The sequence below is a fragment of the Pseudomonas sp. NPDC079367 genome (assembly GCF_044542195.1).
Lineage (GTDB): Bacteria > Pseudomonadota > Gammaproteobacteria > Pseudomonadales > Pseudomonadaceae > Aquipseudomonas.
Genome location: NZ_JBITTW010000035.1, coordinates 35,995 through 62,417, shown reverse-complemented (window position 1 = coordinate 62,417; position 26,423 = coordinate 35,995). Strand labels below are relative to the sequence as shown.

Below are 26,423 nucleotides of genomic sequence, written 5' to 3'. Positions count from 1 at the left end.
GCCTCAGGCTGTGCGGTTTCGACCGTCGCCAGTTTGTGGAAGCGCATGGTCGAACCGTTGTTGATCATGAAGTGATCGCTGCCGTCGGTTTCGATCACGTCACCGAAAGGGGCGAAGGCTTCTTTGGTCAGCGGTTCAATCGTCAGTGTGCGCATGCTGTTCTTCTTATCCAAAATTCTGTGTTGTTCAACTTGTCAATGCGTCTTGCGCGACCCCGTAGGAGCTGGCGAAGCCTGCGATCTTTTGACTTTGTTTTTAAGATCAAAAGATCGCAGCCTGCGGCAGCTCCTACAGACTCAGCATTACTTCGCGACCTTGCCGAGTACACGCAGGCGACTCACGCCACCATCCGGGAACACGTTGAGGCGGATATGGGTGATCGGGCCGAGTGCCTTGATCTGCTCGACGAAGGTATGTTCGGCGTGCATTTCCAGCTTCTGGCTTGGCAGCAGTTCGCGCCAGAACAGCGACTGGGTTTCGATCTGGCTGTCGGTGCCGCCCTTGACGAACGCGCCCTGGATCGAGCAGGTGTCGGGGTAGTTGCCTTTGAAGTGCAGGGTGTCGACGACGATTTTTTCGATCTCGCCCGGATGACCCAGCGCGACGATGACCCAGTCATTGCCCGGCGTGCGACGGCGCGCGGTTTCCCAGCCGTCGCCCATGTTGATGCCACGGCCCGGGTTGAGGATGTTGCTCATGCGGCCGAAGTGTTCGTCGGAGCAGGCGAGGGCGCGTCCACCGTTCAGGGCTGCAGCCAGGTCGACCTGTTCGTTGTCGCCTACTGCCGACCAATCGCGGAACGGAACGCCGTACACACGCAGACGCGCAACGCCGCCGTCCGGGTAGATGTTGAAGCGCAGGTGGCTGAACGCTTTGTCGTTGCTGATTTCGTGGTAGTGGTGGCTGTTGCCCTGCAACTCGACGGCCGACAGCACTTCGGTCCACTGGGTGTTTTCATCCGGCTCGCCCGAGGCCAGGAAGCAGGCTTCCAGCGAGGCCGACGGCGGGTAGTTGCCGGTGAAGAACGAAGTGTCGATGTCCACGCCTTTGATCGAGCCCGGTACGCCGAGACGGATCACCGCGCTGTCGAAACCTTCGAAGCGCTTGCGGCGCGACTCCCAGCCGTCCATCCACTTGCCGTTGTCATCGAACACGCCCTCCTTCCATACGGCCGGGGTCGGCTGAAACAGACGATTGGCGTCTGCGAACCAGTCATCGGTGACCGAAATGATCTTGGTGCCCAGACGGGCATCGGCCAGGTTGACGTATTTTTCGAAAGGTACGGCGTAAGCTTTCATTCTTCTTGTCTGCCTTTGAATTAGTGGCTGGGGATGCTTGCAGGGCCCTGGGCGTTTACGCGTTCATTCACGCTCGGGCCAAGCTTGCTAAAGAGTCAGTAAACGGAACAGGGCAATCTTGTTGATCTCCGCCAGCGCGCATTTGAACTCGGCTTCCACCGAATTGTTGATGCGCGTTTCGAACGCCGCGAGGATCTGATGCCGGTTGCTGCCTTTTACCGCCATGATGAAGGGAAACTTGAACTTGGCTTTGTAGGCGTCGTTCAGCTCGGTGAAGCGCTGGAACTCTTCGGCCGTGCATTGGTGAATACCGGCGCCAGCCTGTTCGTTGGTGCTGGCTTCGGTCAGTTGGCCCTGGACGGCGGCTTTGCCGGCCAGGTCCGGGTGAGCGTTGATCAGGGCCAGCTGACTGGCGTGATCGGCGCTCAACAGGATATCGCTCATGCGTTGGTGCAGGGTTTCGATCTCGTCGATCGAAGCGTCCGCACCGAGGTCGTAGGCCTTTTCGGCCACCCATGGCGAGTGTTCGTAGATGTCGGCGAAGGCGTTGACGAAAGCGTCGCGGCTCAAGGTCGACGGTTGCAGGGTTTGAAAGCGGCTCATTTTGCAGTCCCTTGGTACGGGTGGGTTTCGTGCCAGTGACGCGCGATGTCGACGCGACGGCTGAACCACACCTGTTCATGACTTTTGGCGTATTCGATAAAGCGCTTGAGCGAAGCGAGGCGACCGGGGCGGCCGATCAGCCGGCAGTGCAGACCGATCGAGAGCATTTTCGGCGCTTCGGCACCTTCGGCGTAAAGCACGTCGAACGCGTCTTTGAGGTATTCGAAGAAATCGTCACCTTTGTTGAAACCCTGCACCTGGGTGAAGCGCATGTCGTTGGTGTCGAGGGTGTACGGAATCACCAGATGCGGCTTGCCGGTCGGGTTGTTCGGTTCCCAGTAGGGCAGGTCATCGTCGTAGGTGTCGCAGTCGTAGAGGAAACCGCCTTCTTCCATGACCAGGCGACGGGTGTTCGGCCCGGTGCGTCCGGTGTACCAGCCCAGCGGGCGCTCGCCGGTGAGTTCGGTGAGGATGCGGATCGCTTCGAGCATGTGCTCGCGTTCCTGCGCTTCATCCATGTACTGGTAGTCGATCCAGCGGTAGCCATGGCTGCAGATTTCGTGACCGGCTTCGACCATCGCGCGGATCACATCCGGGTGACGCTGAGCGGCCATGGCCACGGCGAAAATGGTCAGCGGAATATCGAATTCCTTGAACAGTTTCAGAATGCGCCAGACGCCGGCACGGCTGCCATACTCGTAAAGCGATTCCATGCTCATGTTGCGCGCGCCTTGCAGCGGCTGCGCGGCGACCATTTCGGACAGGAAGGCTTCGGATTCCTTGTCGCCGTGGAGAATGTTGCGCTCGCCACCTTCTTCGTAATTGAGTACGAAGGACAGGGCGATCCGGGCATTGCCCGGCCAGTGTGGGTGAGGAGGGTTACTGCCGTAACCGATCAGGTCGCGTGGGTAGTCAGCGCTCACTGCAGTCTTCCTTCTTGTACGTTGACAGATTGGTGTGGCGGCCTGGCAGGCTGGCGTCACAGCGATGGGCTGATTGTATACAACTTTATTTGCATTTTGTAAGCCTGATTTTTCGCATTTCTCACCGACTGTCATCTTTTGCTGTTAACGGTTCAAGCCTGCAAGAAACCTGCCTGACCGGTCAGCTAATGAATGGAAGGTTCAATGTTCAGGCGCTTTGTCTGCCGATTGGCGATAAAAGCCCGGATGGCGGGGCCGAGGCGAAAAATGTCGTTTTTATTGTGTACAATTTTTTTCAAAAGTGTCTTAATCAGTCGCTCGCCGCAGTGTTTCGTGCTCCGAAACGGTGCGGTCTCCTTTCAACTGACTTCGGGAGGCGCGAAGTCTGACTGCTCCACGCAGGCAGGCGCGCAGAATCAATGGGACGTTTGACTACTCACGTTTTGGACGCTGCACACGGTTGCCCGGGCAGTTCGATCAAGGTCGAGCTGTACCGCGTCGAAGGATCGCACCTGGAATTGGTCGCCAGTGCGGTCACCAACAACGACGGCCGGGTCGATGCGCCGCTGCTGCAAGGCGATGACTATCGCACCGGGGTTTATCAGGTTCAGTTCCATGCAGGCGATTACTACCGCGCCCGCGGTGTCCAGTTGCCGGAGCCGGCGTTTCTGGATGTGGTGGTGCTGCGTTTCGGCATCTCTGCCGAGCAGGAGCACTACCACGTGCCCCTGCTGATTTCGCCTTACAGCTATTCCACGTATCGGGGTAGCTGACCCCAAGCAGCAGCCCCCACCGGGAAGCGACTGCGCATATAGCTTCTTTGGTCTTTCGCCCGCTCACACTGCGGGCTTTTTTTCGACTGGCCGCCCCTTCAGCTTCCCCTGACAATAAACAACGTTGTCTGCCCCAACGCGTCCGTTTGTACGCCACCGCGCAACCACACCGCTTTGCGTGTATCGCTGGCGTCGGCACGCCTGTGCTCCAGCCCGGCATCGTCGAGTGCGCTCGGCGGATAAACCTTCAGCGCGAATATCCGATCTATGCCGGCACGATGAAAGCGCAACTCATGCCTCGATTCCTCCGTTGCGGTGCGTTCGATGACATAGCCCTCAGCAGCCAGCACCTCGCTGAACAGTCGTTGCAAGCGGGTCGTCGAGGGCTGGCTGGCGAAGCGGTTCCAGTGTTGGGCGAATCGTCCGGGGTCAAGATCCAGGCGGCGCAGATGGTCTTGCTTGTTGGAGAGGGACAGGCCAGTTGTGGCGGGCTGGTTGTGTAACATCAGCAGCGGGTCGGCCAGCCCCACTGGCGGTGCCTGTTCCGCATCTCTACGGGACCAATAGCGCAGGACCTGATTCAGCACGGCCAATCCCGAGCCGGTGATGACTTCAGAGTGACTGGCCTGATTGAACAAGGCCCGGGCCAATGCGCTGACAGAACGGTCCGCAAGAGATTTGAACGTTGTGGCGATGTATCGGGTGATCGGCATTGCAAAGGGAGCGGGATCATCGAGCACCGTCCACTGATTGTTTCGGTTAACGACGAACTTCGGTTGCAGTGACGGGTGATCGCGCAGCATGGATTCGAAGGCTTCGTACAGGGCAGGTGAAAACAGCGGGTGTTGCAGGTATGCCAATGATGGTTGGGCATTCAGGTCCTGCTGCACGATCGGGTAGTGCTGGCCGTCTATTTCAATGTACTGCCCCAGCGTTGGGCGGCTGCTGCGGCCCCAGTTTCGCCAGAGTCCGAAACGCAGATTCGTCGCCTCAGGGTTGGCCGATAGCAGGCTGGCAGCCAGTGCTTCGCCGGGATCGGTGGGGACGGGGCCAGAATCATCGCGCGCCGCTTTGCGCCGCCACAGTCGTGTTCCCGGAACCGGTTCGAACAGCAGGGCGAAATCAGTGCGGCGCGTCGCCGAGCTTTGCTGATACTCGCCGGTGCTGTTCTTGCGCACCATGACCGTTCCTTGCGCCGTATCGACATACGTCTTGCGGTGCTTGTCATAGCGGATGCCGTCGAGGTTATCCAGGGGCGATGAGAGACGGGCTGCGTCAGCCGCTGCCAGGTAAATTGGCTGATCAATCTCCGTGTACTGATCTTCGCGCTGTGGATCTTGCGTCAACCAGTCCGGTATTTCGACGTTCCACAGCGGTTGCCGTTCTGCCTTGATCAGCACGGACGCTGGCAGCGTGGATGCGTCTGGTCCGCCGGCAGAATCAGCCTGTTCATTTGCGTGGTGGCTGTTTTGCAGATCGAGACGAGGCCGTTCCGGTACGTCATTTATCGGGTGCAGGGTTATCGGTGAAATATCGGCGGGAGTGACTCCCGCCCCGCGCTTGGGTGGTTTGTTCATGGATGCTCAACCCTCACGCACGATGAAAAGTGTCCGGGTGTCGGCTGACAGCCGTTGCACGCCGCCTACCAGATGAGCGACTTCAACCTGGCTCAGGTATTGATCAAGATGACGTTTGTTATCTGCGCCAAGCCCTGCGAGAAAATCCGGATCGGCGAAGTTGGAGCCGGGGGCGGTGTAGCGAGGGACTTGGTCACCACTGACCAACGGAAGTTTCAAGATGAATAACCCGGCAATACCTGGACGGTGGAAGACCAGAGCGTTTTCAACAAGCATATCTACCGGCGGCGCGACGCTGTAGCCGTTGTCTTGCAGAAGGTTGATGAACAGCGCACGCAGATTGAGTGCATTCGGCTGTGCGGTATAGGTGGCCCATTGTGCAGGGAATTCGCTCGGATCGAAGTCCAGACGCTGCAGCACACTGGAGTTGTAGTCTGGCAACGCCAGCAGTCCTGCGCCGGCCGTGCTGCCGGGCGCAGTGGACAGTTTCGGTAGCATCAGCAACGGTTCGGCAAGGCCGAATCCCGGTGCTACGTTATTCACCCTGTCGAGCCAATGGCGATACGTCAATGACACCACGGAAAGACCGTCGCCGTTTATGCCTGTGGGCAGAGAGGCGCGATCGAACACGGCACGGGCGAGGTTGCTGCTCGAACGCTCTGACAGGTGTCTGAATGCGGTGGCGACGTATTGGCTCGGGGACATTTCAAACGGCGGATAGCCATCCAGAACCTGCCAGTGGCCGTCGCGTTTGCGCGCCCACATCGGCTGGCGCGACGGTTCATCGCGCAACATGTTTTCGAAGGCATCGAACCTGTCCGGGGTAAAGCCCGGATGCTGCACATACACCAGGCCGCTTTCACTGCCCAGGTTTTGTGCAAGGATCGGGTAGTGCAGCCCGTCTATTTCGATAGATTCGCCTGAATCGGGGCGGTTCGATCTGCCCCAGTTTTGCCAGAGGCCGGCGGAAAGGTCCAGAGCGGCGGTCTGGCGCGATACAAGATTCTCGATCAGCGTGCTGGCGTCGCTCAACTCAGGCGACCGTTGTGCTGCGGGCATGCTTTGCGTGGAATGGAGCGCCGATACTGCAGCGGACTGCGCTACGTCGATTTCACGCCAGAGTGTCGAGCCTGGAATCTGCTCGACTTTTCTTCCGGTCGGCGTCGATTCGCCCGCATAGGTCTGACGCCAGCCATCGGCGCCGTAGCCGATCATGACGATGCCTTCGTGCAGTTCGACGTAGGTTTTGTTGCGCTTGTCGTAAAGAAAACCCTCTTCGCTGTCTCGTTTGCGTTTCAGTTGGGTGGCGAATACGGGATTGATAAAAATCGTCTCCGACGAACCTTCGCTGTTGGATGGGCTGTGCGATGCAGGCGGCTCGCTGGCAAGAGCATGCTGTTGTATTGAATCGGTGGCGCGGGCCATGCTCGGCGAAGTGTCAGCAGCGGGGGACTGACTGATGGTGACCGTGGGACGGGTCGCCCCGGTTTCCGGCAAAGCGCTTGCAGTGATCGCGCTCGAGGCGGATTGCTCGCTGGCGCCTGCTGATGTTCCTCCTGTATCTGGTAAGGGGTGGGTCGACGTAGTCGGCGTTTGCGCCGAAGACGGGCGAGGGATTTTCTTGGGGGGCTTGGCCATAAAACTGCTCCGATGAACTGCCGATCAGGATGGGCCGGGCAAGCGGGGGCGAGTTTGCGCCTGCCCGATGCTTTGGCTTGAAAGCGTTATGGTCGGCAAAGGGCAGGCGAGGGGTGCGGTACATAGGTATCGCACCGGGCAAGCGTGTTGCCGCGTGTTGCAGGCGTTGACGATCCGCGCCGACACCAGTGAGCGAGGGGGCAAGTGCTGCAAAGGCAACTCAGCGCTCCCGGATGATGAACACCGAGTCCGGATTCGATTCGACCTTCAATACCCCGCCGATCAGCCAGATCACTTTGTCTTGAGTGGCTGCGGTGGTCAGCTCCCGAAACGCGTCGCTGCCGATTCTGCTCGGCAGGCTCGGGTCTGCCAGTTCATTGCCGGGCCTGTGGGACAAGCCCGCCTGGGCAACCGAGCCCAGCTTCAAGAAGTACACCGGGTCACGCCCTGCGCGCCTGAAAACCAACGTCGGCTGGCGGTGTTCGTACGTCAGAGGAAAAAGGTCATAACCGCAGCGAATCAACAGCGCACCGAGCAGGCGCCTGAGGTTCAGATCGCTGGGCCAGGTTTTGTAGTGATTCCATTCGATGGGAAACCTTTGTGGATCGAAGGTCAGCCTTTGCAGTTCGCTGTCCGATTGCGACGGCATGGGAATGAGTTTCTTGCCGCCGACATCGATCGAGGGCGCGATTGCCAGCATATTGAGCGGGTCGGCATAGGCCGGCGCGCTGGGAAACGGCTTCTGCTTCCATTGATGCAGGACCGCCTGGATATTGACCAGACCGGTGCCGGTAATGACGGCTGAATTGTCAGCGAGTTCGAACAGCCTTTTGCCAACCGCCCATGCAGTGGCTGCGGAAAAATCGGGAAAGGTGTTGGCCACTGATTGCGAAATAGGCTCTTCGAAAAAGCGTTTGCCGGGGTGGATTTCACCGGGATCGTTACCGATGCGAAACGTGGCGACCGGTTGCATTGAAGGCGCGGTGCGCAGCATCTGTTCAAACGCCTCGAAGCGAGCCGGCACAAAGTCCGGATGCTGCACGAAATAGACTTTCGGTGTGCGATTGGAGCCAACCGGCACGATCGGGTAATGAAACCAGCCCAGTTGGATTGACTCCAGAGCGGGAGGCTTGTTCAAGTGGCCCCAGGGTAACCAGAAAAACGGCGTCTGCTCGTTCGCTACGCTGGCGTCAGGCGCCGACGGGGGCGCTAGCACCGTCTGCTCGCTGGCATCCAGACGCACGCGTTTGTTGCTGCCGATAGTCGGCTCGGCGGTACGGCGAGGCACGCCAGTTGAAATTCCGGAGTGTGCTTGTGTGGTTTTCCGTCGCCAGAGCAGGCTGTCGGGGATCTGTTCAAACACGATGTCGGGGGCACTTCGGCTTGTCGCCGAGGCATGCTGGTATTCGCCATGCGGATTCTTGCGGACCATCACCGTGCCTTCTTCGGTGTCGACGAAGGCTTGCTTGAGCTTGTTGTAACGGATGCCAGCGGTCGACAGTTCCGCTCGGGTGAGAGTGTTCGCATCCTCAGGCGAAAGGTAGGCGAGGAGGCCGGTATCCGTGGCTGAGTTTCGCGCCTGGCCGGATGGCCAGCCGGGCCGCTGAATATGCCAACTGGCGTGCCCTTCAAGCTTCGTCAGGGACGGGCCGGCCACGCCTGGCGCGAACGTCATCGGCACGTAATAGCGGCCTTGCACATCCTGTTCGACGAGAAAGCGTCCTTCGCCGCCGAGTTGCGCGTAAGTGCGCTGGTCCGGGCCGGTGAACAGTCCGCTGTTTTCGCCTATCGGGGTCAGCTCGCTCAGGCGATTTTCGGGCCAGGCGACGGCATGGCGTGGGACGCTGACTGATTGGGCGGCTGGTCCCGGCATCGTGCTGACGGTGATCACGGCAGGGGCGATGTCTGCAGTACTCGACGAGGCTTTGGTCGATTCGACGCCGGATAACCCGGTGTCAGGCAGCCTGACGTTGCTGCGAGTACCTGAGCCCGATTGAACAGGTCGGGTGGTAACGGTGGTGTCGGCTGCCGTCGTCACAGCAATCTTTTTCGGTGGTTTGACCATGTGCAATTTACTCATTCGGTTTTGATATCGAGCGCTATCAGGGGCTCGCCGGATTCTTCAGGCGCACGCGCACGCGCACGCGTGGCGCAAAAGTCTGATCCGGAACAGGATGTGGAGGTTGGGTCGTTGCTGCGGCGCGGGCGTGGTCAGTGCTGACCAGCGGTCGCCCGCGTCATGCCGGTGGGACATCGAGGGCAGGCGGATTGAAAATGTGCACATCCTGATGGCTGCACCGATTGATGACTTTCAACCTCGAATATTCGACGCGGGATTTGTCGCTACGCAGGATCCAGCGATGGGCCGCAAAGCTGTAACTGAATGCGCCAAAAGCGTTGTCGGCAAAGATGATGTTGCGCACTTTGACCTCTTGGCTCGCCATCGATGCGAAAAGTTCAGGCAGGGCCTCTGCCGCGTCGGGCGCAGCAAAGAACCGCGCATCGAGGCCATCCTGATAGACCCGGTCGAAAGAAAGATCCACCACATGGACGATGCCTTTTTCAGTGATGACGCGGATCTGGTCGATCAGGTCTTCACTTTCATAAACCGGCAGGTGCACCGTGCAGGTACCGATCTGCAATTGGTTGTTTTCCAGTTTGACCTCAACCTTCCCCAGCGCTGTCGCGTCGAGCTCCCAGGTGGATGAGTAAGGCAGCCTGACCACCGCGTTGGCCAGTGCGCCCGGAGTTGTCAGCTTGATGGTCCGGTCGACGACAAGATGAATCAGGTAGGTACCACCTTCACCCTCCAGTGTTTCCAGTGCTGTCTGGTTGGCTCCGGGCGCAATAACGGCGCATACATTTTTGGCGCTGAGCTTCCACGCTTCGTTCGTTGGTAATTGGTAAGTGAACTGCCGCGCACGAAACTCAAGGGGCAACTTCAGTGCCGTCGTCCAGCACTTGAAGGCATTCGCCTGGTAGTTGTCGTCGGCAGGGGCGGCGTCGGTTTCCGCCGTAAGCTGCGCATTCAGTGCAACGCCGTCGTTGAATATCAGCAGGTACTGGTGACTGGGGCGGGCGGCCATGGTGCGCAGGATCTTGACCATGTTCCTTGGGTCAGAGCCGCCTCGCGCCCAGGCAAAATGTTGCAGCGTCAGGGTTTTATCACCCAAGTGATAGGTCAGGTCGCACGCGGCCAGCAGGTCGCTGTTTTTTGCCGATTCCCTGGCGCGGAAATGAGCTTCGACCTTGTTCAGTTCGTTGCTGGCGTAATCGAGGTGAATACAGGTAATGACGTCGGGTCGTTCGGCCGAATAAAACGTAGTGCTTTGCCCGGCGCGCGGCAGAAAATAACGCGCTTCATGCTGATGCAGGGTCCAGCATTCAGGGTTGTAATGAATGACCGGCTTCGCAGGCTTGCCGTGTTTCAGGATGAGCACTTCGATATCGACCGTCTCGCCGCTTTCGATTGTTTCCGGCAGGTCCGGTCGCAACACATAGCCGTCATCGGTCAGGAACGTCAGTTTGTTGTTTTTCAAGCGGCGCTGTTTGTTGATCGTTTCATAGACTTCATGGATGAAGACCACGCATTTGGGCCTGTCGAGAAACTCGAATCCTGACGTAATGACCAGCGAGTTCTTTTCAATGGCCCAGCTTTCGATCAGGCTGATTCGCCATGCAAATTCGATGGTACTTTCCTGCTTACCGTCTTCGATGATGCAAAAACGACCGTCCTGATGAGCGATGAAGTACTCATCGATACCTTCTTCTCCCGAAGCAATCGCATCTTTGTGCAGCAACCGGATTTGATCGTTGCCGGCACCCGCTTTTATCGTGTCGCGCCCGCGGGATTTGATGATGTTACGTTGCTCGGTGCCCGTGACGACGCTTGCCGCACTGTTCAGTGTTTCCACGTTCTCGATGCTTTCCAGAAGGCTGTGGAATGTAAAATCGGCCCCGTCGTCGGCATCGGGATTGGGCTTTCTCACTTGCAGCGTGCCGGCCTGCAAGTCGATGTCATGGCCCTGTTGCGTGAGCTTGAGGCCATCCAGCGCCAGGGTGTCGTTACCTGCGCCGCCCCTCAACTTCGAATAAGCCGAACCCTCGGCGTTTTTCGAGATGGAATCGCCGGCCGACTGGAATACGAAGCGATCGTCCTTTTCGCCACCGGTCAGGTCTTTTATTCCTGAGCCGTACTGGAAGATATTCGATTTCTTTTCCACGCCTTTGATCGAATCCTGGCCATCGCCGAGCAGCCACAAAATACGCTTGTCGTCGCCAGCAACCCCCAGCACCGCGCCGGGGGTGTCCTTGGTGACGCCTTCGCGAGCATCGATGGTGTCATCGCCACCGCGGATCACCGGGACGTTTTCGGTTTCCCAGGCATCGATTTTCGTCCACCAATTGCGTTTCCACACTTGCCTGCTGACCAGATCGACTTCGAACGCGCCATTGACCACCGCTTCGGTGGAATCCTTCAGATCGACGTCCAGCAATCGGCGGGCATTGCGCTTGAGTTGCTCGGTGTGCTGGATCAGGGTTCTGGCCCGGCTGTAGCGATCCTTGACGCCTTGCTCGACGTCCATCATGCAGAACGAGAAAAAGCCCGAGCGCCAGCGTTCGCCGACGGTGAGTTCGATGTAATCATCGATGTCGTCGACGATGCGTACCGCGCCGTAGATCTGCGATCCAATGGCCAGCATCGCGCCGGCCAGCAGCCCTGCCGGCCCCACGAACGACAACCCTGCCAGCGCAGCGCTACCGAGAATGATCGTCATGGCGGCGCTGGTGATGCTCAAGCCGGCGCTGACGTAATGGTCGATGGCCTCTTTGCCGGTTGCGTTGCTCGCGGCATTCAGCGAGCGGACGGCGGTGTACACATCGAATGGTAATGTCAGTGCTCCGCCAATCAGTCCGCCGGATCGACCGAGCCGCACCGCAAACCTGGTTTTAGCGAAGTCCTTGAAAGCGCTTTGTCCGGCCGTCAGCATCTCGGCGGCGATCTTGCTGACCCCGATGTCGATGGCAATGGAACCCAGTTCCGAGGCAATCCCCACGCTGTTGATCACGACTTCAGCGTTATCACCGGCCTTGACGGCCTGAACCACGCCACGCAAACCCATGAATATGCCGAACGCCTGAAGTCCTACGCTCGAGCCGACGGTCAGGTGCGTCTTGGCCGTGGCAACCCAGCGCCGAGTGTTTTGCGGTAACTGGCTGTGCTGCAAGTCGAGTTTCTGTGCCGAGCCGAGGAGTTTCTTGATCTTGCTGCGGTAATCAGATGAATCGATGTCATTTTGCGGGTTATCGCGGATGAGCGGCGGGGCGGTCAGCGGGCGGCGGCTGGCCATGTCGAAAAGCAAGGTCGGCAACAGGTAGGCATTGCTGCCGCTCGAAGACTTCATGTGCTGTTCGATAGCACTGGCGCTGAACTGCAAGGAGTTGATGAACGATCGTGGGGGAATGCGGAAAAAGGTGTTGTCACGGGTTAAAGGTTGGCCATCCATCGTTGCCCCCAGAGCATCGAGAGAGGCCCGGGTAATCGAGACTTCACCGATCTGGAAAGGGCCGAACACCGAGTCGTTGAATTTCAACTGATCGAGTTTGCTTTTATTCGAACTGGCCGCTGCGTTGTCATTACCGTCGTTGAAATCGATGGTCGAGGCGTTATGTTCATTGGTCTCGATCTTCATATCCGTGATGACGACCGGGTCAGTTTGAATCGAGGCTTCGCTTATCAGGGTGGCCATGTGAACGTCCTTGTTCTGGCGGGTTGTCGTAAAAACACGCCGAGATAGTACGAGGAGCGTTCCAAGCATGTATATCAACGGGTTGTTGCGGTGTATTGCGCGGCCTGCAGGAGAGTCGGGAATTGCCGACAGGCGAGGAGAGCGCCAGCCTGGACTGAACAGTTCAAGTCAGACTGGCGGGGGTTCGATAGACCGCGACGCGGTCAAGGATCTCAGTGGCTGCTGAGCAACGACGCGGCGCCGGCACCGCCGAACAGACCCGCACTGATGCGGTTGAACCAGCTCTGGCCCTTGCCGCTGCGCAGGTAACGCGCGGCGCCGTGGGCCCCGAGGCCGTAGGCCAGTTTGCACAGCAGGTCCAGCACGGTCCAGGTGGCGATCATCACCAGCAGTTGCGGCAGGAAAGGTTGCTCGGCGCTGAGGAACTGCGGCAGGAACGCGGCGAAAAACAGGATGTCTTTCGGGTTGCTCGCGCCCAGCACGAAGGCACGGGTGAACAGTGCGCGAAAGCGTGGCACGGGCGCCGTTTGCGGGACGTCGGCCCCGACCGATGGCTGGCGTGACTGTTGCCAGCTCTGCCAGGCGAGGTAGAACAGATACAGCGCGCCAACGATTTTCAGCGCGCTGAACAGTTGTTCCGAGGCTAGCAGCAATGCGCCAAGCCCCAATGCCGACGCACTGAGCAGGCAGATTGACGCCGTCACACCACCCAGAAATGCCGGGTAGGAACGACGCAAACCGTAATTCAGACTGTTGCTGATCATCAGCAACGAGAGCGGCCCCGGTATCAGGATCACCACCAGTGCAGCACCACTGAACAGCAGCCAGGTTTCCAGACTCATCGTTTTGCTCCTTTGTTGTTATCGAGATGTGCAAAAGCCCCACCCCGTAAGGGTGAGGCTGTGTTGAAGCCTGAACCGCGCAGCGCTTACAGAAAGATGAACTTGGCGATGAAGATCGCGCAGAGCACCCACAGGCTGACGGAAATTTCCTTGTACTTGCCGGTACCGGCCTTCAATGCCACGTAGGTGATGAAGCCCAGTGCAATGCCGTCGGCGACCGAAAAGGTCAGCGGCATCATGATCGCGGTGACGATGGCCGGAATCGCGTCAGTGGCTTCGTCCCATTCGATGTGGGCCATGCCGCCCATCATCAGCATTGCCACGTAAATCAGTGCACCAGCGGTGGCATACGCGGGAATCATGCCGGCCAGCGGTGCGAAAAACATCGCCGCTATAAATAGCACACCTACGGTGACGGCGGTAAGACCAGTCCGACCACCCGCGGCCACGCCGGCAGCACTTTCCACGTAGCTGGTCACCGGCGGAACACCGACCACCGCGCCGAAAACGCTGGAAGCACTGTCGGCTTTCATGGCGCGGGAGAGGTTTTCGATACGACCATCAGGGTTGACCAGGTTGGCGCGCTGGGCCACGCCCATCAGCGTGCCGGCGGTGTCGAACATGTGCACGAAGAGAAAGGCGAGCACCACGCTGATCATGCTGACATTGAATACGCCGGCGACGTTCATCGCCATCCAGGTGGGTGCCAGGCTCGGCGGCGCAGACATGATGCCCTGGTAGTGGACGAGGCCCAGGCCCCAGCCAGCGAGGGTGACAGTGATGATGCTGATCAGGATCGCGCCAAACACGCGGTGATAGCTGAGGATCGCGATCATCAAAAAGCAGATCGCCGCGAGCAGCGGGCCGGGTTCGCGCAGCGAGCCGAGTTTGATCAGCGTGGCCGGGCTGTCGACAACGATACCGGCGGTCTTCAGACCGATCAGGCCCAGGAACAGACCGACCCCGGCGCCCATCGCAAAACGCAGGCTGACCGGAATGCTGTTGAGCAGCCATTCGCGAATCCGCGAAAAGGTCAGGAACATGAACAGCACGCCCGAGACGAACACCGCGCCGAGGGCGGTTTCCCAGTTGTAGCCCATGGTGCCGACGACGGTGTAGGTGAAGAAAGCATTGAGGCCCATACCCGGCGCCAGGCCTACCGGCCAGTTGGCGTAGAGTCCCATCAACAGGCAGCCGAGCGCGGCGGCGATACAGGTGGCGACGAAGGCTGCACCGTGATCGATGCCGGCATCGGCCATGATGTTCGGGTTGACGAAAATGATGTAAGCCATGGTGATGAAGGTTGTCAGACCGGCAATCAGCTCGGTCTTCACCGTGGTGCCATGCAAGCTGAGTTTGAACAGACGCTCCAGCAGGCCATTGCGTAATGGCGGCGTGAGCTCGAGCGGCGGTGCTTCGGATTTGCGGCTTTCCACAGCGAGTACTCCTCAAGAGTTTTATTGTTATTTCCAGGGCCGGACCCATGAGGGGTGGCAGCGGCCCTTTGAGGCATACGCGAATTTGTTGACCGTGTAGTCAGGAACTCGCACGCAGTGGATTATGCTTTTGTGTACAAATAAAGCAAATATTGTTTTGGGGTTTGTCGCCGATTTTTTTGCTGATAGGGATATATGGCTCCCTTCGCGAGCCGGCTCGCGAAGGGCGGTCCCGTCACTCAAGATGTGTCTGACTTCCTCCTAGCGCCAGATTCACCGCGAGCCAACCACTCACCGCCGCTTCCCCAGCCTCGGCAAAAACGCGCTCCAGCAATTTCACCTGCTCACGGCGCAGCGCCTGTTCAAACTTTGCGCCTTCTGCGGTCAGCTCAAGCAGGCGCTTACGCTTGTCGGTCTGCGACGCCACGCTGTCGACCAGATGCATTTCCTGCAACTGGCGCAGTGGCATGTTCAACGCCTGTTTGCTCACGCCCAGTAGGGCCAGCAGCTCTTTCACGCTGAGGTTCGGGTAGCGCGCGATGAAAAACACGATGCGCTGATGCACCCGCGACAGTCCGCGGCGCTCGAGCATTTCGTCCGCCTTGGCAGTGAACGCCTGATAGCCGAAGAAAAACGCTTCCATCGCGTGTTGTTGGCTGGTCGGATTTTTAAGGTCAAGCATGTTGACGTACTCGCTCGCGCTGTCGTAATTTCAGTCAACCAGTTTGACTCATTTTCTGCCTGCCTTGCTACGGTGACCCCCATGGCTTTTTCCGAACGTGTCACGCGCCTTAAAAGTTCTTTGATCCGCGAAATCCTTGCTGCCGCCCAGCGGCCGGAGGTGATGTCGTTTGCCGGTGGCTTGCCCGCCGAGGCCATGCTGCCGAAAGTCGAGTGGGCCGACATGCCGCTTTCGCTCGGCCAGTACGGTATGAGCGAAGGCGAACCGGCGTTGCGTGAAGCCTTGGCGGCGGAGGCGAGGGCGATCGGACTTGAATGCCAGGCGAGTCAGGTGCTGGTAGTCAGCGGCTCGCAGCAAACCCTGGATCTGGTAGCCAAGTTGTATATCGACAAGGGCACGGAGATCTTGCTCGAAGCGCCGACCTATCTCGCCGCGCTGCAGATATTCCAGCTGTTCGGCGCCGGCTGCCTGACCGTCGCGCAAGAGGTCGACGGCCCGAATCTGGCGCAATTGCGCGAGCGCCTGGAGCGGCATCGTCCCGCATTCATCTACCTGATCCCGACATTCCAGAACCCGTCTGCCGTGCGCTACAGCGAAGCCAAGCGTGCCGCCGTCGCTGCGTTGCTTGATGAATTCGGCGTGACGCTGATCGAAGACGAACCCTACCGCGAACTGACGTTCGACGGCGCCAGCGCCAGACCGATCGCCGGCCGCTTGCAAAGCGCCAGTTGGATCTACACCGGCACCGTGTCGAAAACCCTGCTGCCGGGATTGCGCGTCGGCTATCTGATCGCCAGCCCCGACCTGTTTCCCCATCTGCTGAAACTCAAGCAGTCGGCCGATTTGCACACCAATCGCATCGGCCAGTGGCAGGCGCTGCAATGGATCGGCTCGGAGAAATATCAACAGCATTTAAGCGAGCTGCGCGAGTTTTACCGGCAGCGGCGCGATGCCTTCCAGGCGGTACTGGAACAGCACTTTGCTGACTTGGCAGATTGGGAAACGCCTCAGGGCGGGCTGTTTTTCTGGCTGACGTTAAAGCAACCGCTGGACACGCGATCGTTGCTCAATGAGGCATTGGCCAATGATGTGGCGTTCATGCCGGGTGAGCCGTTTTTTCCCGAGCCGGACGCGCATCACGGACATTTGCGCTTGAATTTCAGCCACATCGATCCAGCGCGGCTGGATGAAGGGTTGAAGCGGTTAGCGGCAGTCGTGCGTCGGGCGCAATTGGAGAGGGCGGCCTGAAAATAACAAACCGGCCTGAGGGCCGGTTTATTTTTGTCTGAGTACTGGCTTGCCAGCGATGGAGTAATCAGCCAAAGCCCAACCACATCAGACCGCGGCGAACCGCTTGTCCAGATAATCAATGATCACCTTGGACTCATACATCCAGGTCGTCTGGCCATTCTCTTCAATCCGCAGGCAAGGCACCTTGATGCGGCCGCCCTGTTCCAGCAGGGTCTGGCGGTCCAGCTCATTGTTTTTTGCATCTTTAAGCGCCACCGGTACATTAAGGCGATGCAGGGCGCGGCGGGTCTTCACACAAAACGGGCAGGCGTGGAACTGATACAGAGTCAGATCCTTGGCGGCGGCGTCGACTTGCGCCTGAGCGGCGGCGGGGCGTTGTTTCTTGCCCGGGCGGGTGATGAAGTCGGCGAAGATAACCAGTTGGCCGAGGCCGACACGAAGCGCTTTGACGAACACGTTGAAAGCCTCACGGTGCGAATAAAGAAAGGCGCGCAGCTTACCCGATTTTTCACTGGCGAAAAAAAACCGGCGATCAACGCCGGCTCTTTTCTGTCGCGAATTACTTGATGAGGCTGAGGAATTCGCTACGGGTTGCCGCGTTTTCGCGGAATTCACCGAGCATCACCGAAGTGATCATTGATGAATTCTGCTTTTCGACACCGCGCATCATCATGCACATGTGTTTGGCTTCGATCACCACGGCCACGCCCAGCGCGCCGGTAACTTGCATCACCGCATCGGCGATCTGGCGGCTGAGGTTTTCCTGAATCTGCAAACGGCGGGCGTACATATCGACGATCCGCGCGACTTTCGACAGGCCCAGCACTTTGCCGCTCGGGATGTAGGCAACGTGGGCCTTGCCGATGAACGGCAGCAGGTGATGTTCGCACAACGAATACAGCTCGATGTCCTTGACCAGCACCATTTCGCTGTTGTCGGAGCTGAACAGGGCACCGTTGGTGACCTCTTCGAGCGTCTGTGCATAACCACGGCAAAGATACTGCATGGCTTTGGCGGCACGCTTTGGCGTGTCGAGCAGGCCCTCGCGGGACACGTCCTCGCCCAATTGGCCGAGAATCGCGGTGTAATTCTGTTCCAGGGACATGAAACTACCTGTGGGGATTTTCGCAAAGGGCAAGGGTACGGTGGCGGACACAACCCTGCAAGTTCGGTGTGACGGCTTTATTCGTCGCGACCTTCCATCATTGTCCGTTTGAGCATCACATAAACCGCGCCAGCGCCGCCGTGGCGAGCCTGGCAGGAACAGAAACCGAGCACTTGCGCATGCTGGCGCAGCCAGGTGTTGACGTGGCTTTTGATCATCGGCCGCTTGCCATCCAGGCGCACAGCCTTGCCGTGGGTCACGCGCACGCAGCGGATTTCAAATTTCGTCGCTTCGGCGAGAAACGCCCAGAGAGTTTCCCGGGCCTTTTCCACGCTCATGCCGTGCAGGTCGAGGCTGCCTTCGAACGGGATCTGCCCGACCTTGAGCTTGCGCATCTGGCTTTCCTGCACGCCGTCCCGGGACCACATCAACTCGTCTTCCGGGCCGACATCGATCACGAACTGGTCGGAGAGGCCGTCAATGATGGTGGTGTCGCTGCGCACGGTGGCGGACTGACGCAGCTTGGCGATCTGCGCGCGGTCAGCCTTGGGTTTGCCGGTGTCGGCGCGGTCGTGCTTGATCGGCTTGACGCCCTGGATCGCACTTTTGAACAGAGAAAAATCGTCGTCTTGCATGTCAGCCTCCGCGAAGGGCGGCCAGTTTACCCAAGTCGACAGAAAACGGCCCGGCTAAAAGCCAGGCCGTTGGTCAGTCATGTTTTTTCATCAGATGCGGGGACATGTTCAATTCCCGCGATTGCCGCGCACGACGGCGGCAGCGGCGCCACAGGGCAACGCCGAAATACAGAAACAGCAAACCGACTGCGAGCATGATCGCCGAGCCCAGTGGCGAGGCGTTCAGGTCACCCAGCGCTGGCGGGCGGCCGAGCAGGCTGGCGGCGCCGGCCATCGCCAGCAGCACGCCGAACGTCGCCAGAATGGCCGAGATCGCCGCGCCAAATCGAAAACGCCAGTTGCTTTGGCCTTTGGGCCGCAAACGGCGTGCGTCAAATCCATCGGATAACTTCATTCCGACCTTCCTCAATGGTATCGGCCCTTCGACCGGGAGTTGACCGGGTTGTTCCTGAGGCTATGGCATTTGCGGCAAATCAGCGGATATAGCGGATGAGCGGCGCCAACGCGCCGCTCCAAGGGCAGGATCAGATCAGATCCTGAGTCCTGGCCAGGGTGGCGAAGTTGTCGGCCATGATCGCCATTTCCGCTTCCTGCACGCGTTCGGCGCTGAGCACGCCGCCCTTGAACGGCAGGTCGCGAGTCGCACAGGCATCTTCGACCAGGGTGCAGCGGAAACCGAGGTTCTTCGCCGCACGCACCGTGGTGCTGACGCTGGAATGGCTCATGAAACCGCAAACGATCAGATCCAGTGAGCCGAGGTTCTGCAGACGCTCAAGCAGCTCGGTGCCATGGAACGCGCTCGGCAGCAGTTTGCCGATAATGGTTTCATCGCCTTGCGGTTCCAGACCGGGAATGAATTCGCCACGTTCGCCCTGGGGGTCGAACAGGCCACCAACGGTGCCGAGATGGCGCACGTGCACGATCGGCCGACCGGCGGCACGGGCTGCGGCAACCACTTGTTTGATGTTCGCGACGGCCGCGTCCATGCCGCTCAGGGCGAGCGGGCCACTGAGGTATTCCTTCTGGGCATCGATGATGACCACGGTGGCATGGCTCAGTGTGGCCGCTGCGTAACCGCGACCGCTGAGTTGAAACATCGTTTTTGGAACGGACATTCTGGGGCTCCTCGGGGTGGGGCTTTTGCGACATTGTCCTCTGGCTGAGCGGTTCTGTGAATCGCTACCATCGTAGGCGCCGTCGTTCTTGGCCTGCAGCCTTGTCAAGTTACACGTTCCGTTCAATGCCTGATGCAAAAAAAAGAAATCTCCTACCGTTGCAGCGCGGTTTTTCCTGCGTCGTCGTCGCGCGTTTTGGCTGGTAGAATCGCCAGTCGTTTTTTCTGGAGTTCTATGCCGTGATCACTTCCCGACTTCGTACCCTGCGCGACCACATCCGTTGGGCCGTCAGCCGCTTCCATGGGGAGGATCTGTTTTTCGGCCATGGCACCGACAACGCCTGGGACGAGGCGCGTCAGCTGGTTCTGGGCGCTTTGCACCTGCCGTGGGAAATCGCCGACAGCTATCTCGATTGTGCGCTGGAAGATGACGAACTGGTCAATCTGCAGCGCATGCTCAAGCGCCGTATCGAAGATCGCGTGCCCACCGCCTATCTGCTCGGTGAAGCTTGGTTCTGCGGCATGTCGTTCATTGTCGATCAGCGCGTACTGATCCCGCGTTCGCCGATTGGCGAGCTGATTGAAAACCGCTTCGCGCCGTGGATCGGCAACGAACCGGCAAGGATTCTCGACCTGTGTACCGGTTCCGGCTGCATCGGTATCGCCTGTGCCTACGAGTTCCAGAATGCCGAAGTGGTGCTCGCTGATTTGTCATTTGAAGCGTTGGAAGTGGCCAACCAGAACATCGAGCGCCATGGCGTTGATGAGCGCGTCTACACGGTGCAGGGTGATGGTTTCGATGGCTTGCCGGGTCAGCGTTTCGATCTGATCGTGTCGAACCCGCCCTACGTCGACGCTGAAGATTTCGCCGACATGCCGGATGAATATCAGCACGAGCCGGAACTCGGTCTGGCCTGCGGTGATGATGGTCTGAATCTGGTCCGGCGCATGCTCGCCGAAGCAGCGGACCACCTGACCGAGAAGGGCTTGCTGATCGTCGAGGTGGGGAACAGCCAGGTGCATGTCGAGGCGTTGTACCCGGAAGTCGATTTCGCCTGGCTGGAGTTCCAGCGCGGCGGGCATGGCGTGTTCATGCTGACAGCCGAGCAGTGCCGCGCGCATCAGGCACTTTTCGCCGCTCGCGTCTGACCTCTTTAGGGACGCAGAGCGTCCCGGGCTGCATTCCCACGCAGAGCGTGGGAACGATCGGATCGCAGCCTTCGGCAGCTCCTACAGGATGTACATGAGTCCAGTGCAAGAGCTGCCGAAGGCTGCGATCTTTTGATCTACCGGTGTGTAGCAATCCAGATCAACAACCCCGCCTGAAACACCGCAAACGCCACCAGACACGTAATGGTGAAGCGCAAACCGGCATCTTCACGCTTGAACTTGCTGACTTTCTCTTCCTGCTTCTTCAGCTTCACTTCCTGTTCGGCCAGATTCTGCTCGGCCTGCTGCAGCATCTGCGCGGCTTCCAGAATCTCGACGATCTGCAGTTTTTCGCTGTTCCAGTCACCAAGCAGATCACCGACCTGCACAGCCTTGATGCTGCCTTTCAAATGCTGCGCGTCGGCGTAAGCCACATCAAAACCGTGTACGCGCAGAAAGTGGTCACGACGCAAGCGAGTGTCCTCGTTGAGCGCGTCCTTGTTGTTCAAGTCCATGGCTTCAACGGTGTATCCCGGCCAGCGCTTCTTTGCCCAGTTGATGCCTTGCGCGGCCATGAAGCGGCCGATGCCGCGATTCAGCGGTTCAATCTGCAAGCCGCTGTCGGGACCGAAACTCACGCGTTTTGCAGCGTGGTCGACCCACACATCAAGATGATTCTGCTCTTTGCGCACGCGCTGGTTCGGCAGTTTGATCGCCATGCGCATCAGACTGCGCTCTTTGCTGTTGCGCTCGGCGTAACCGAATTCGACGAAGCGCAACGGCCGGCCACCGGTATTGCGATCGGTCTGCAGCGGCGCCAGACGGAGCATCTTGTGGTGCTCGGCCTGAACGTCCGCCCACGGCAGCTCGACTGCGGGTGGCGCATCTTTTTCGGCGCTGATGTCGGGTGAAGTCTGGGTTTCAGTCATAACGGCGAGATCCTGTCCAAGCCCTGCTTGCCGCCAGACGTTGCGCTGGCGACAAAGGCTTATCGGCCGTTTTCTGCGAGGCTGGAGGGTAAAAGGCAGTTAACTTGCACGAATTCCCTCAATAAAGTCGATGACGGCAGCGCCCAGTTCGGCGGCCAGGGGCAAATTCGGGTCCTTGTAGGAGGCCAGTTGCCGCTTCATGTCGTTGTGGACGATGCGCAGCACGTGATTCATGCCTTCGATCACCGTCAGTTGCGCGTCCGGTTTCGCCGCCTTGAGCAGCTTCGCATCCTCGGTGCCGACCTGGATGTCGTTGCTGCCCTGGACGATCAATGCCGGCATTTTCAGCTGTGCAAAAGCTTGCGAGGGATCCTGACGAAACAGTGAAATCAGATACGGCTGCACGCTCGGGCGAAAGATCACCTGTAACGGTTGCGGCACGTTGTCATCGGTGTGGCCGGCCTTGAGGCTGTCGAGCAGTTCGTTGCTGCGCAGCATCAGTGGTGGCGGCAGGCTGCGCGCCAATTGTTCGCGAATCACCTGATCGACCGGCCGCGCACTGCCGGACAACGAGATCACCGCCGCCGCGTCCAGCTTCGGCGCAGCGAGGCTGGCGATCAGCGCGCCTTCGCTGTGGCCGAGCAGGATCAGTTTGCCGAAACGCGGGTCGGCCTTGAGCTTTTGCCCCCACGCCACGGCATCCGCCGCATAGCCTTCTACTGAAAGATTACGTTCATCAGGCGCGGCCGCCAGGCTCGCCGCGACGCCGCGCTTGTCGTAGCGCACGCTGGCGATGTTGTGTTTGGCCAGCACCCAGGCCAGACGTTTGAGGCTGTCATTGCGTCCACCGTCCGGGTTGTTTCCGTCGCGATCTGTAGGACCTGAGCCAGAAATCATCAGAACAATCGGCACCGGGCTGTCGGACTTGGGCAGCAACAGCGAACCGAAAAGTTCGCCGTTGCCGGTGTCCAGAGTGACCGGGCGTTGCAGGACTGTCGCTTGGGCAAAGCCGGTAAAGAGGGTAAGACTCAAGATCAGAACTCGCAGCATCATCACGCCATCATTGGTCAAGGTGCCGGTTGGACTCGCCAGCACCGCTAAGGTTCGAGGATGAACTACTCGGTTAGCCTGCGTATACTGGCGCGCATCAAGAATTCGGGTTTGATTTCACGGAGCGTCCTGCATGTCCGGCAATACCTACGGCAAGTTGTTCACTGTCACCACCGCTGGCGAAAGCCATGGTCCGGCGTTGGTCGCCATTGTCGACGGCTGCCCGCCGGGCCTGGAGATTTCTCTGGAAGACCTGCAGCGCGACCTCGATCGCCGCAAGCCGGGGACCAGCCGCCACACCACCCAGCGCCAGGAAGCCGATGAAGTCGAAATCCTCTCCGGCGTGTTCGAGGGCCGCACCACCGGTTGCTCGATCGGCCTGCTGATCCGCAACACCGACCAGAAGTCCAAGGACTATTCGGCAATCAAGAATCTGTTCCGCCCGGCTCACGCCGACTACACCTACCATCACAAATACGGCGAACGCGACTATCGCGGCGGCGGTCGCAGCTCGGCGCGCGAAACCGCGATGCGCGTGGCGGCCGGCGCGATCGCAAAGAAATACCTCGCGAGCCAAGGCATCGTCATTCGCGGCTACATGAGCCAGCTCGGCCCGATTGAAATTCCGTTCAAGACCTGGGATTCGGTGGAAGAAAACGCCTTCTTCAGTCCTGATCCAGACAAGGTGCCGGAGCTGGAAGCCTACATGGATCAGTTGCGTCGCGATCAGGACTCGGTCGGGGCGAAGATCACCGTGGTCGCTGAAGGAGTGATGCCCGGTCTTGGCGAGCCGATTTTCGACCGCCTCGATGCCGAACTGGCCCACGCGCTGATGAGCATCAACGCGGTCAAAGGTGTCGAGATTGGCGCCGGTTTCGCCTGTGTCGCCCAGCGCGGCACCGAACACCGCGATGAACTGACGCCGCAAGGTTTCCTCAGCAACAACGCCGGCGGGATCCTCGGCGGCATCTCGTCTGGACAGCCGATCGTTGCGCATCTGGCATTGAAACCGACCTCGAGCATCACCACGCCGGGCCGCTCGATCGACGTGAATGGCAACCCGGTCGACGTGATCACCAAGGGCCGTCACGACCCGTGCGTCGGTATCCGCGCGACGCCGATTGCCGAGGCGATGATGGCCATCGTGCTGATGGATCACCTGCTGCGTCACCGTGGGCAGAACGCCGATGTGCGCGTGAGCACGCCGGTGCTGGGCCAGCTCTGATGGCTGCGCTCAAAGCCGTCGCGGCATAACCGGCGTGGCGGCGCTTCCTTACTGGCGGCTGTCCAGTTTCTATCTGTTCTATTTCGCCTTGCTCGGTTCGACAGCGCCGTTTCTGGCGCTGTACTTCGATCACCTCGGCTTCAGCGCCGCCCGTATCGGCGAGCTGGTGGCGATTCCGATGCTGATGCGCTGTGTGGCGCCGAACATCTGGGGCTGGCTCGGCGATTACACTGGCAGGCGTCTGGCCATCGTGCGCTTTGGCGCGGTGTGCACGTTGCTGACCTTTTCGCTGATTTTCGTCAGCCAGACCTACGCCTGGTTGGCGATGGTCATGGCCCTGCATGCATTCTTCTGGCATGCGGTGCTGCCGCAATTCGAAGTCATCACCCTCGCGCATCTGCAAGGGCAGACGTCGCGCTACAGCCAGATTCGCCTGTGGGGCTCGATCGGTTTCATCATCACCGTGGTGGTGCTGGGGCGGCTGTTCGAATGGCTCAGTCTGGACATTTATCCGGCGGCGCTGGTGCTGATCATGGCTGGCATCGTCCTCAGCAGTTTGTGGGTGCCGAATGCGCAGCCGGCGCAAGGCAGTCGGCTGGCGGGTGAGGGCTTTCTCAAGCAATTGCGCCATCCCGGCGTGTTGGCGTTTTATGCCTGCGTCGCGCTGATGCAGGTGAGCCACGGGCCGTATTACACCTTTCTGACTCTGCACCTTGAACGCCTCGGTTACAGCCGTGGCGTCATCGGCATGCTCTGGGCCGTGGGCGTGGTGGCGGAAGTGCTGATGTTCATGGCCATGAGTCGCATTCTGGCGCGATTTTCCTTGCGGCGCGTGCTGTTGGCGAGTTTTCTGCTGGCGGCGTTGCGCTGGGTGTTGCTCGGTTCGTTTGCGGAATTTCTCTGGGTGCTGTTGTTCGCCCAAGTGCTGCATGCCGCGACCTTCGGCAGTTTTCACGCGGCTGCCATCGCTTTCGTGCAACGTAGTTTTGGCGCCCGCCAGCAAGGCCAGGGCCAGGCGCTTTACGCGGCACTGGCCGGCACCGGGGGAGCGTTCGGCGCGCTGTATTCCGGTTACAGCTGGAACGCCCTCGGCCCAACATTGACGTTTAGTATCGCCAGTCTCGCAGCGCTTGCCGCTGCCGTTATCATTGCCACACGCATGCAAGAGGACAGGCCATGAGCCTTACCCGTGAACAGCTCGCCCAGCAGATCGTCGACGCCGGGCGTTTTCTCTATGGCCGGGGCTGGTCGCCAGCCACCAGCAGCAACTATTCGACACGCCTGTCGCCAAGCGAAGCGTTGCTGACGGTGTCGGGCAAGCACAAGGGCCAGTTGGGTGTGGATGACGTACTCGCCACCGATCTGTCCGGCAATAGCCTGGAGCCGGGCAAGAAACCCTCCGCCGAAACCTTGCTGCACACCCAGCTCTACAGTTGGCGCGCGGAGATCGGTGCGGTGCTGCACACTCATTCGGTGAATGCCACGGTGCTGTCGCGTCTGACCCCGGAAGATTTCATCGAGTTCGAAGACTACGAATTGCAGAAAGCCTTCAGCGGCATCTCCACTCATGAATCGCGGGTGCGTGTACCGATTTTCGACAACGATCAGGACATTGCGCGCCTCGCCGCCAAGGTGCAGCCTTGGCTCGACGCCCATCCTGATTGCGTCGGTTATCTGATTCGCGGCCATGGTCTCTACACCTGGGGCGCGCAGATGAGCGACGCGCTGCGGCAGATCGAGGCCTTTGAATTCCTGTTTGAATGCGAGTTGAAAACCCGCAGCGTCATGAACCGCCAAGGCTGAGTTCACCAGAAACAGCCGTTTGCCTGATGACATGCCGCGCCCGACCGGCCTTCAAGAGCCGGACGGCGCCGCCGCTACCGAGGATTTGCCCATGAGCAGCCTGTCCGTTTATCACGTTTCCAGCCCCGAGATTCCCAACAAGGTGCTGACCCATTTCGAAGACATCGCCTCGACGTTGGCCGAGCAAGGCGTGCGATTCGATCGCTGGCAAGCCGCCACGAAGATCCAGCCCGGCGCCAGTCAGGAAGAAGTCATCAGTGCTTATAAGGAACAGATCGACAAGCTGATGACCGAGCGCGGTTACATCACCGTCGATGTGATCAGCCTCAACAGCGATCATCCGCAGAAAGCCGAATTGCGCGCCAAGTTCCTCGAAGAACACCGCCATGGCGAAGACGAGGTGCGATTTTTCGTCGCCGGGCGTGGCTTGTTTACCCTGCACATCGACGATTACGTCTACGCCGTGCTTTGTGAGAAGAACGATCTGATCTCGGTTCCCGCCGGCACCAGGCACTGGTTCGACATGGGCGAGCATCCGCATTTCGTGGCGATCCGTCTGTTCAACAACCCGGAAGGCTGGGTTGCCAATTTCACCGGCGAAGACATCGCCGGCCGCTTTCCGCGTCTGGAGGACTGAAAC

25 protein-coding genes are annotated in these 26,423 nt (G+C 59.4%); 7 read left to right on the top strand and 18 right to left on the bottom strand.

Annotated features, from left to right (window positions below; genetic code table 11):
- From ACIGDJ_RS22125 to puuE, 4 genes are all read right to left on the bottom strand, one after another.
- Positions 1 to 155, bottom strand: a 155-nt coding sequence (locus tag ACIGDJ_RS22125; RefSeq protein ID WP_397504618.1) for an ureidoglycolate lyase, incomplete at its 3' end; no start/stop codon positions are given.
- Between the two features lie 147 nt (positions 156 to 302).
- Positions 303 to 1,298, bottom strand: a complete 996-nt coding sequence (gene alc, locus ACIGDJ_RS22120) for an allantoicase (protein WP_101157501.1) — start codon at positions 1,296 to 1,298, stop codon at positions 303 to 305.
- Between the two features lie 87 nt (positions 1,299 to 1,385).
- Positions 1,386 to 1,901 carry a 2-oxo-4-hydroxy-4-carboxy-5-ureidoimidazoline decarboxylase gene (uraD, locus tag ACIGDJ_RS22115; protein ID WP_064364561.1) on the bottom strand — a complete coding sequence of 172 codons (516 nt, stop codon included), beginning with the start codon at positions 1,899 to 1,901 and terminating at the stop codon, positions 1,386 to 1,388.
- Positions 1,898 to 2,824 (bottom strand): allantoinase PuuE, encoded by a 927-nt coding sequence (gene puuE / locus ACIGDJ_RS22110; protein ID WP_101157499.1) that lies wholly within the window; start codon positions 2,822 to 2,824, stop codon positions 1,898 to 1,900. The genes uraD and puuE overlap by 4 nt, the downstream gene beginning before the upstream one ends.
- A gap of 419 nt (positions 2,825 to 3,243) precedes the next feature.
- Here puuE and uraH point away from each other — a divergent pair, with 419 nt between their 5' ends.
- Complete coding sequence (uraH, locus tag ACIGDJ_RS22105) at positions 3,244 to 3,597, top strand: hydroxyisourate hydrolase (protein WP_101157495.1); 354 nt, start codon at positions 3,244 to 3,246, stop codon at positions 3,595 to 3,597.
- A 98-nt stretch (positions 3,598 to 3,695) separates the two neighbouring features.
- On the opposite strand, the gene ACIGDJ_RS22100 is transcribed toward uraH, so the two are convergent.
- From ACIGDJ_RS22100 to ACIGDJ_RS22070, 7 genes are all read right to left on the bottom strand, one after another.
- Complete coding sequence (locus ACIGDJ_RS22100) at positions 3,696 to 5,174, bottom strand: hypothetical protein (protein WP_397479561.1); 1,479 nt, start codon at positions 5,172 to 5,174, stop codon at positions 3,696 to 3,698.
- 6 nt (positions 5,175 to 5,180) lie between these two features.
- Positions 5,181 to 6,812, bottom strand: a complete 1,632-nt coding sequence (locus tag ACIGDJ_RS22095; RefSeq protein WP_157830866.1) for a hypothetical protein — start codon at positions 6,810 to 6,812, stop codon at positions 5,181 to 5,183.
- A 220-nt stretch (positions 6,813 to 7,032) separates the two neighbouring features.
- Complete coding sequence (locus ACIGDJ_RS22090) at positions 7,033 to 8,892, bottom strand: hypothetical protein (RefSeq protein WP_157830865.1); 1,860 nt, start codon at positions 8,890 to 8,892, stop codon at positions 7,033 to 7,035.
- 157 nt (positions 8,893 to 9,049) lie between these two features.
- The gene (locus ACIGDJ_RS22085; RefSeq protein WP_397479562.1) at positions 9,050 to 12,562 is read right to left on the bottom strand and encodes a calcium-binding protein; all 3,513 of its coding nucleotides are present in this window, start codon (positions 12,560 to 12,562) and stop codon (positions 9,050 to 9,052) included.
- A 212-nt stretch (positions 12,563 to 12,774) separates the two neighbouring features.
- The gene (locus tag ACIGDJ_RS22080) at positions 12,775 to 13,404 is read right to left on the bottom strand and encodes a LysE family translocator (RefSeq protein ID WP_313005553.1); all 630 of its coding nucleotides are present in this window, start codon (positions 13,402 to 13,404) and stop codon (positions 12,775 to 12,777) included.
- An 86-nt stretch (positions 13,405 to 13,490) separates the two neighbouring features.
- Positions 13,491 to 14,840 carry an NCS2 family permease gene (locus tag ACIGDJ_RS22075; RefSeq protein WP_101157485.1) on the bottom strand — a complete coding sequence of 450 codons (1,350 nt, stop codon included), beginning with the start codon at positions 14,838 to 14,840 and terminating at the stop codon, positions 13,491 to 13,493.
- A gap of 235 nt (positions 14,841 to 15,075) precedes the next feature.
- A complete protein-coding gene (locus ACIGDJ_RS22070; RefSeq protein ID WP_101157483.1) occupies positions 15,076 to 15,522 on the bottom strand; it encodes a MarR family winged helix-turn-helix transcriptional regulator in 447 nt (148 codons plus the stop codon).
- Between the two features lie 81 nt (positions 15,523 to 15,603).
- Here ACIGDJ_RS22070 and ACIGDJ_RS22065 point away from each other — a divergent pair, with 81 nt between their 5' ends.
- Entirely contained in the window at positions 15,604 to 16,770 is a 1,167-nt protein-coding gene (locus ACIGDJ_RS22065) for a PLP-dependent aminotransferase family protein (protein ID WP_101157481.1), read from the top strand.
- An 87-nt stretch (positions 16,771 to 16,857) separates the two neighbouring features.
- On the opposite strand, the gene ACIGDJ_RS22060 is transcribed toward ACIGDJ_RS22065, so the two are convergent.
- From ACIGDJ_RS22060 to ACIGDJ_RS22040, 5 genes are all read right to left on the bottom strand, one after another.
- On the bottom strand, positions 16,858 to 17,229 hold the full coding sequence (locus ACIGDJ_RS22060; protein WP_101157479.1) for a glutathione S-transferase N-terminal domain-containing protein: 372 nt from the start codon (positions 17,227 to 17,229) through the stop codon (positions 16,858 to 16,860).
- Between the two features lie 103 nt (positions 17,230 to 17,332).
- Complete coding sequence (gene folE, locus ACIGDJ_RS22055) at positions 17,333 to 17,878, bottom strand: GTP cyclohydrolase I FolE (RefSeq protein WP_016773769.1); 546 nt, start codon at positions 17,876 to 17,878, stop codon at positions 17,333 to 17,335.
- 77 nt (positions 17,879 to 17,955) lie between these two features.
- The gene (locus tag ACIGDJ_RS22050) at positions 17,956 to 18,513 is read right to left on the bottom strand and encodes a Smr/MutS family protein (RefSeq protein ID WP_016773770.1); all 558 of its coding nucleotides are present in this window, start codon (positions 18,511 to 18,513) and stop codon (positions 17,956 to 17,958) included.
- Positions 18,514 to 18,586: 73 nt separating this feature from the next.
- The gene (locus ACIGDJ_RS22045) at positions 18,587 to 18,907 is read right to left on the bottom strand and encodes a hypothetical protein (RefSeq protein WP_016773771.1); all 321 of its coding nucleotides are present in this window, start codon (positions 18,905 to 18,907) and stop codon (positions 18,587 to 18,589) included.
- A gap of 130 nt (positions 18,908 to 19,037) precedes the next feature.
- Positions 19,038 to 19,628, bottom strand: coding sequence for a cysteine hydrolase family protein (locus ACIGDJ_RS22040; protein WP_101157477.1), 591 nt, complete (start codon positions 19,626 to 19,628; stop codon positions 19,038 to 19,040).
- A 239-nt stretch (positions 19,629 to 19,867) separates the two neighbouring features.
- On the opposite strand from ACIGDJ_RS22040, the gene prmB reads away from it, so the two are divergent.
- Positions 19,868 to 20,776 carry a 50S ribosomal protein L3 N(5)-glutamine methyltransferase gene (prmB, locus tag ACIGDJ_RS22035; RefSeq protein ID WP_101157475.1) on the top strand — a complete coding sequence of 303 codons (909 nt, stop codon included), beginning with the start codon at positions 19,868 to 19,870 and terminating at the stop codon, positions 20,774 to 20,776.
- A 137-nt stretch (positions 20,777 to 20,913) separates the two neighbouring features.
- Here the strand turns inward: prmB and ACIGDJ_RS22030 are convergent, their stop codons facing one another.
- Positions 20,914 to 21,705, bottom strand: a complete 792-nt coding sequence (locus ACIGDJ_RS22030) for a hypothetical protein (protein WP_313005540.1) — start codon at positions 21,703 to 21,705, stop codon at positions 20,914 to 20,916.
- Between the two features lie 99 nt (positions 21,706 to 21,804).
- Positions 21,805 to 22,758 (bottom strand): alpha/beta hydrolase, encoded by a 954-nt coding sequence (locus ACIGDJ_RS22025; RefSeq protein WP_101157553.1) that lies wholly within the window; start codon positions 22,756 to 22,758, stop codon positions 21,805 to 21,807.
- A gap of 130 nt (positions 22,759 to 22,888) precedes the next feature.
- Here ACIGDJ_RS22025 and aroC point away from each other — a divergent pair, with 130 nt between their 5' ends.
- The 4 genes from aroC to ACIGDJ_RS22005 all read left to right on the top strand — a co-directional run bounded on the left by aroC (position 22,889) and on the right by ACIGDJ_RS22005 (position 26,420).
- Positions 22,889 to 23,980: a chorismate synthase gene (gene aroC / locus ACIGDJ_RS22020; protein WP_397479563.1), complete on the top strand. Its 1,092-nt coding sequence runs from the start codon at positions 22,889 to 22,891 to the stop codon at positions 23,978 to 23,980.
- Between the two features lie 34 nt (positions 23,981 to 24,014).
- Complete coding sequence (locus ACIGDJ_RS22015) at positions 24,015 to 25,160, top strand: MFS transporter (protein ID WP_397479564.1); 1,146 nt, start codon at positions 24,015 to 24,017, stop codon at positions 25,158 to 25,160.
- Positions 25,157 to 25,783 carry a methylthioribulose 1-phosphate dehydratase gene (locus tag ACIGDJ_RS22010; RefSeq protein ID WP_101157468.1) on the top strand — a complete coding sequence of 209 codons (627 nt, stop codon included), beginning with the start codon at positions 25,157 to 25,159 and terminating at the stop codon, positions 25,781 to 25,783. Before ACIGDJ_RS22015 ends, ACIGDJ_RS22010 begins: the two co-directional genes overlap by 4 nt.
- 91 nt (positions 25,784 to 25,874) lie before the next feature.
- The gene (locus tag ACIGDJ_RS22005; protein WP_397479565.1) at positions 25,875 to 26,420 is read left to right on the top strand and encodes a 1,2-dihydroxy-3-keto-5-methylthiopentene dioxygenase; all 546 of its coding nucleotides are present in this window, start codon (positions 25,875 to 25,877) and stop codon (positions 26,418 to 26,420) included.
- The last annotated feature ends 3 nt before the right edge of the window (positions 26,421 to 26,423 follow it).

What these genes read in the sequence shown, in the direction of transcription:
- alc (WP_101157501.1), bottom strand. Translation starts at nt 1,298, where the DNA reads ATGAAAGCTTACGCCGTACCTTTCGAAAAATACGTCAACCTGGCCGAT.
- uraD (WP_064364561.1), bottom strand. Translation starts at nt 1,901, where the DNA reads ATGAGCCGCTTTCAAACCCTGCAACCGTCGACCTTGAGCCGCGACGCT.
- uraH (WP_101157495.1), top strand. Translation starts at nt 3,244, where the DNA reads ATGGGACGTTTGACTACTCACGTTTTGGACGCTGCACACGGTTGCCCG.
- ACIGDJ_RS22100 (WP_397479561.1), bottom strand. Translation starts at nt 5,174, where the DNA reads ATGAACAAACCACCCAAGCGCGGGGCGGGAGTCACTCCCGCCGATATT.
- ACIGDJ_RS22095 (WP_157830866.1), bottom strand. Translation starts at nt 6,812, where the DNA reads ATGGCCAAGCCCCCCAAGAAAATCCCTCGCCCGTCTTCGGCGCAAACG.
- ACIGDJ_RS22090 (WP_157830865.1), bottom strand. Translation starts at nt 8,892, where the DNA reads ATGAGTAAATTGCACATGGTCAAACCACCGAAAAAGATTGCTGTGACG.
- ACIGDJ_RS22085 (WP_397479562.1), bottom strand. Translation starts at nt 12,562, where the DNA reads ATGGCCACCCTGATAAGCGAAGCCTCGATTCAAACTGACCCGGTCGTC.
- ACIGDJ_RS22080 (WP_313005553.1), bottom strand. Translation starts at nt 13,404, where the DNA reads ATGAGTCTGGAAACCTGGCTGCTGTTCAGTGGTGCTGCACTGGTGGTG.
- ACIGDJ_RS22070 (WP_101157483.1), bottom strand. Translation starts at nt 15,522, where the DNA reads ATGCTTGACCTTAAAAATCCGACCAGCCAACAACACGCGATGGAAGCG.
- ACIGDJ_RS22065 (WP_101157481.1), top strand. Translation starts at nt 15,604, where the DNA reads ATGGCTTTTTCCGAACGTGTCACGCGCCTTAAAAGTTCTTTGATCCGC.
- folE (WP_016773769.1), bottom strand. Translation starts at nt 17,878, where the DNA reads ATGTCCCTGGAACAGAATTACACCGCGATTCTCGGCCAATTGGGCGAG.
- ACIGDJ_RS22050 (WP_016773770.1), bottom strand. Translation starts at nt 18,513, where the DNA reads ATGCAAGACGACGATTTTTCTCTGTTCAAAAGTGCGATCCAGGGCGTC.
- ACIGDJ_RS22045 (WP_016773771.1), bottom strand. Translation starts at nt 18,907, where the DNA reads ATGAAGTTATCCGATGGATTTGACGCACGCCGTTTGCGGCCCAAAGGC.
- ACIGDJ_RS22040 (WP_101157477.1), bottom strand. Translation starts at nt 19,628, where the DNA reads ATGTCCGTTCCAAAAACGATGTTTCAACTCAGCGGTCGCGGTTACGCA.
- ACIGDJ_RS22030 (WP_313005540.1), bottom strand. Translation starts at nt 21,705, where the DNA reads ATGACTGAAACCCAGACTTCACCCGACATCAGCGCCGAAAAAGATGCG.
- ACIGDJ_RS22025 (WP_101157553.1), bottom strand. Translation starts at nt 22,758, where the DNA reads ATGATGCTGCGAGTTCTGATCTTGAGTCTTACCCTCTTTACCGGCTTT.
- aroC (WP_397479563.1), top strand. Translation starts at nt 22,889, where the DNA reads ATGTCCGGCAATACCTACGGCAAGTTGTTCACTGTCACCACCGCTGGC.
- ACIGDJ_RS22010 (WP_101157468.1), top strand. Translation starts at nt 25,157, where the DNA reads ATGAGCCTTACCCGTGAACAGCTCGCCCAGCAGATCGTCGACGCCGGG.
- ACIGDJ_RS22005 (WP_397479565.1), top strand. Translation starts at nt 25,875, where the DNA reads ATGAGCAGCCTGTCCGTTTATCACGTTTCCAGCCCCGAGATTCCCAAC.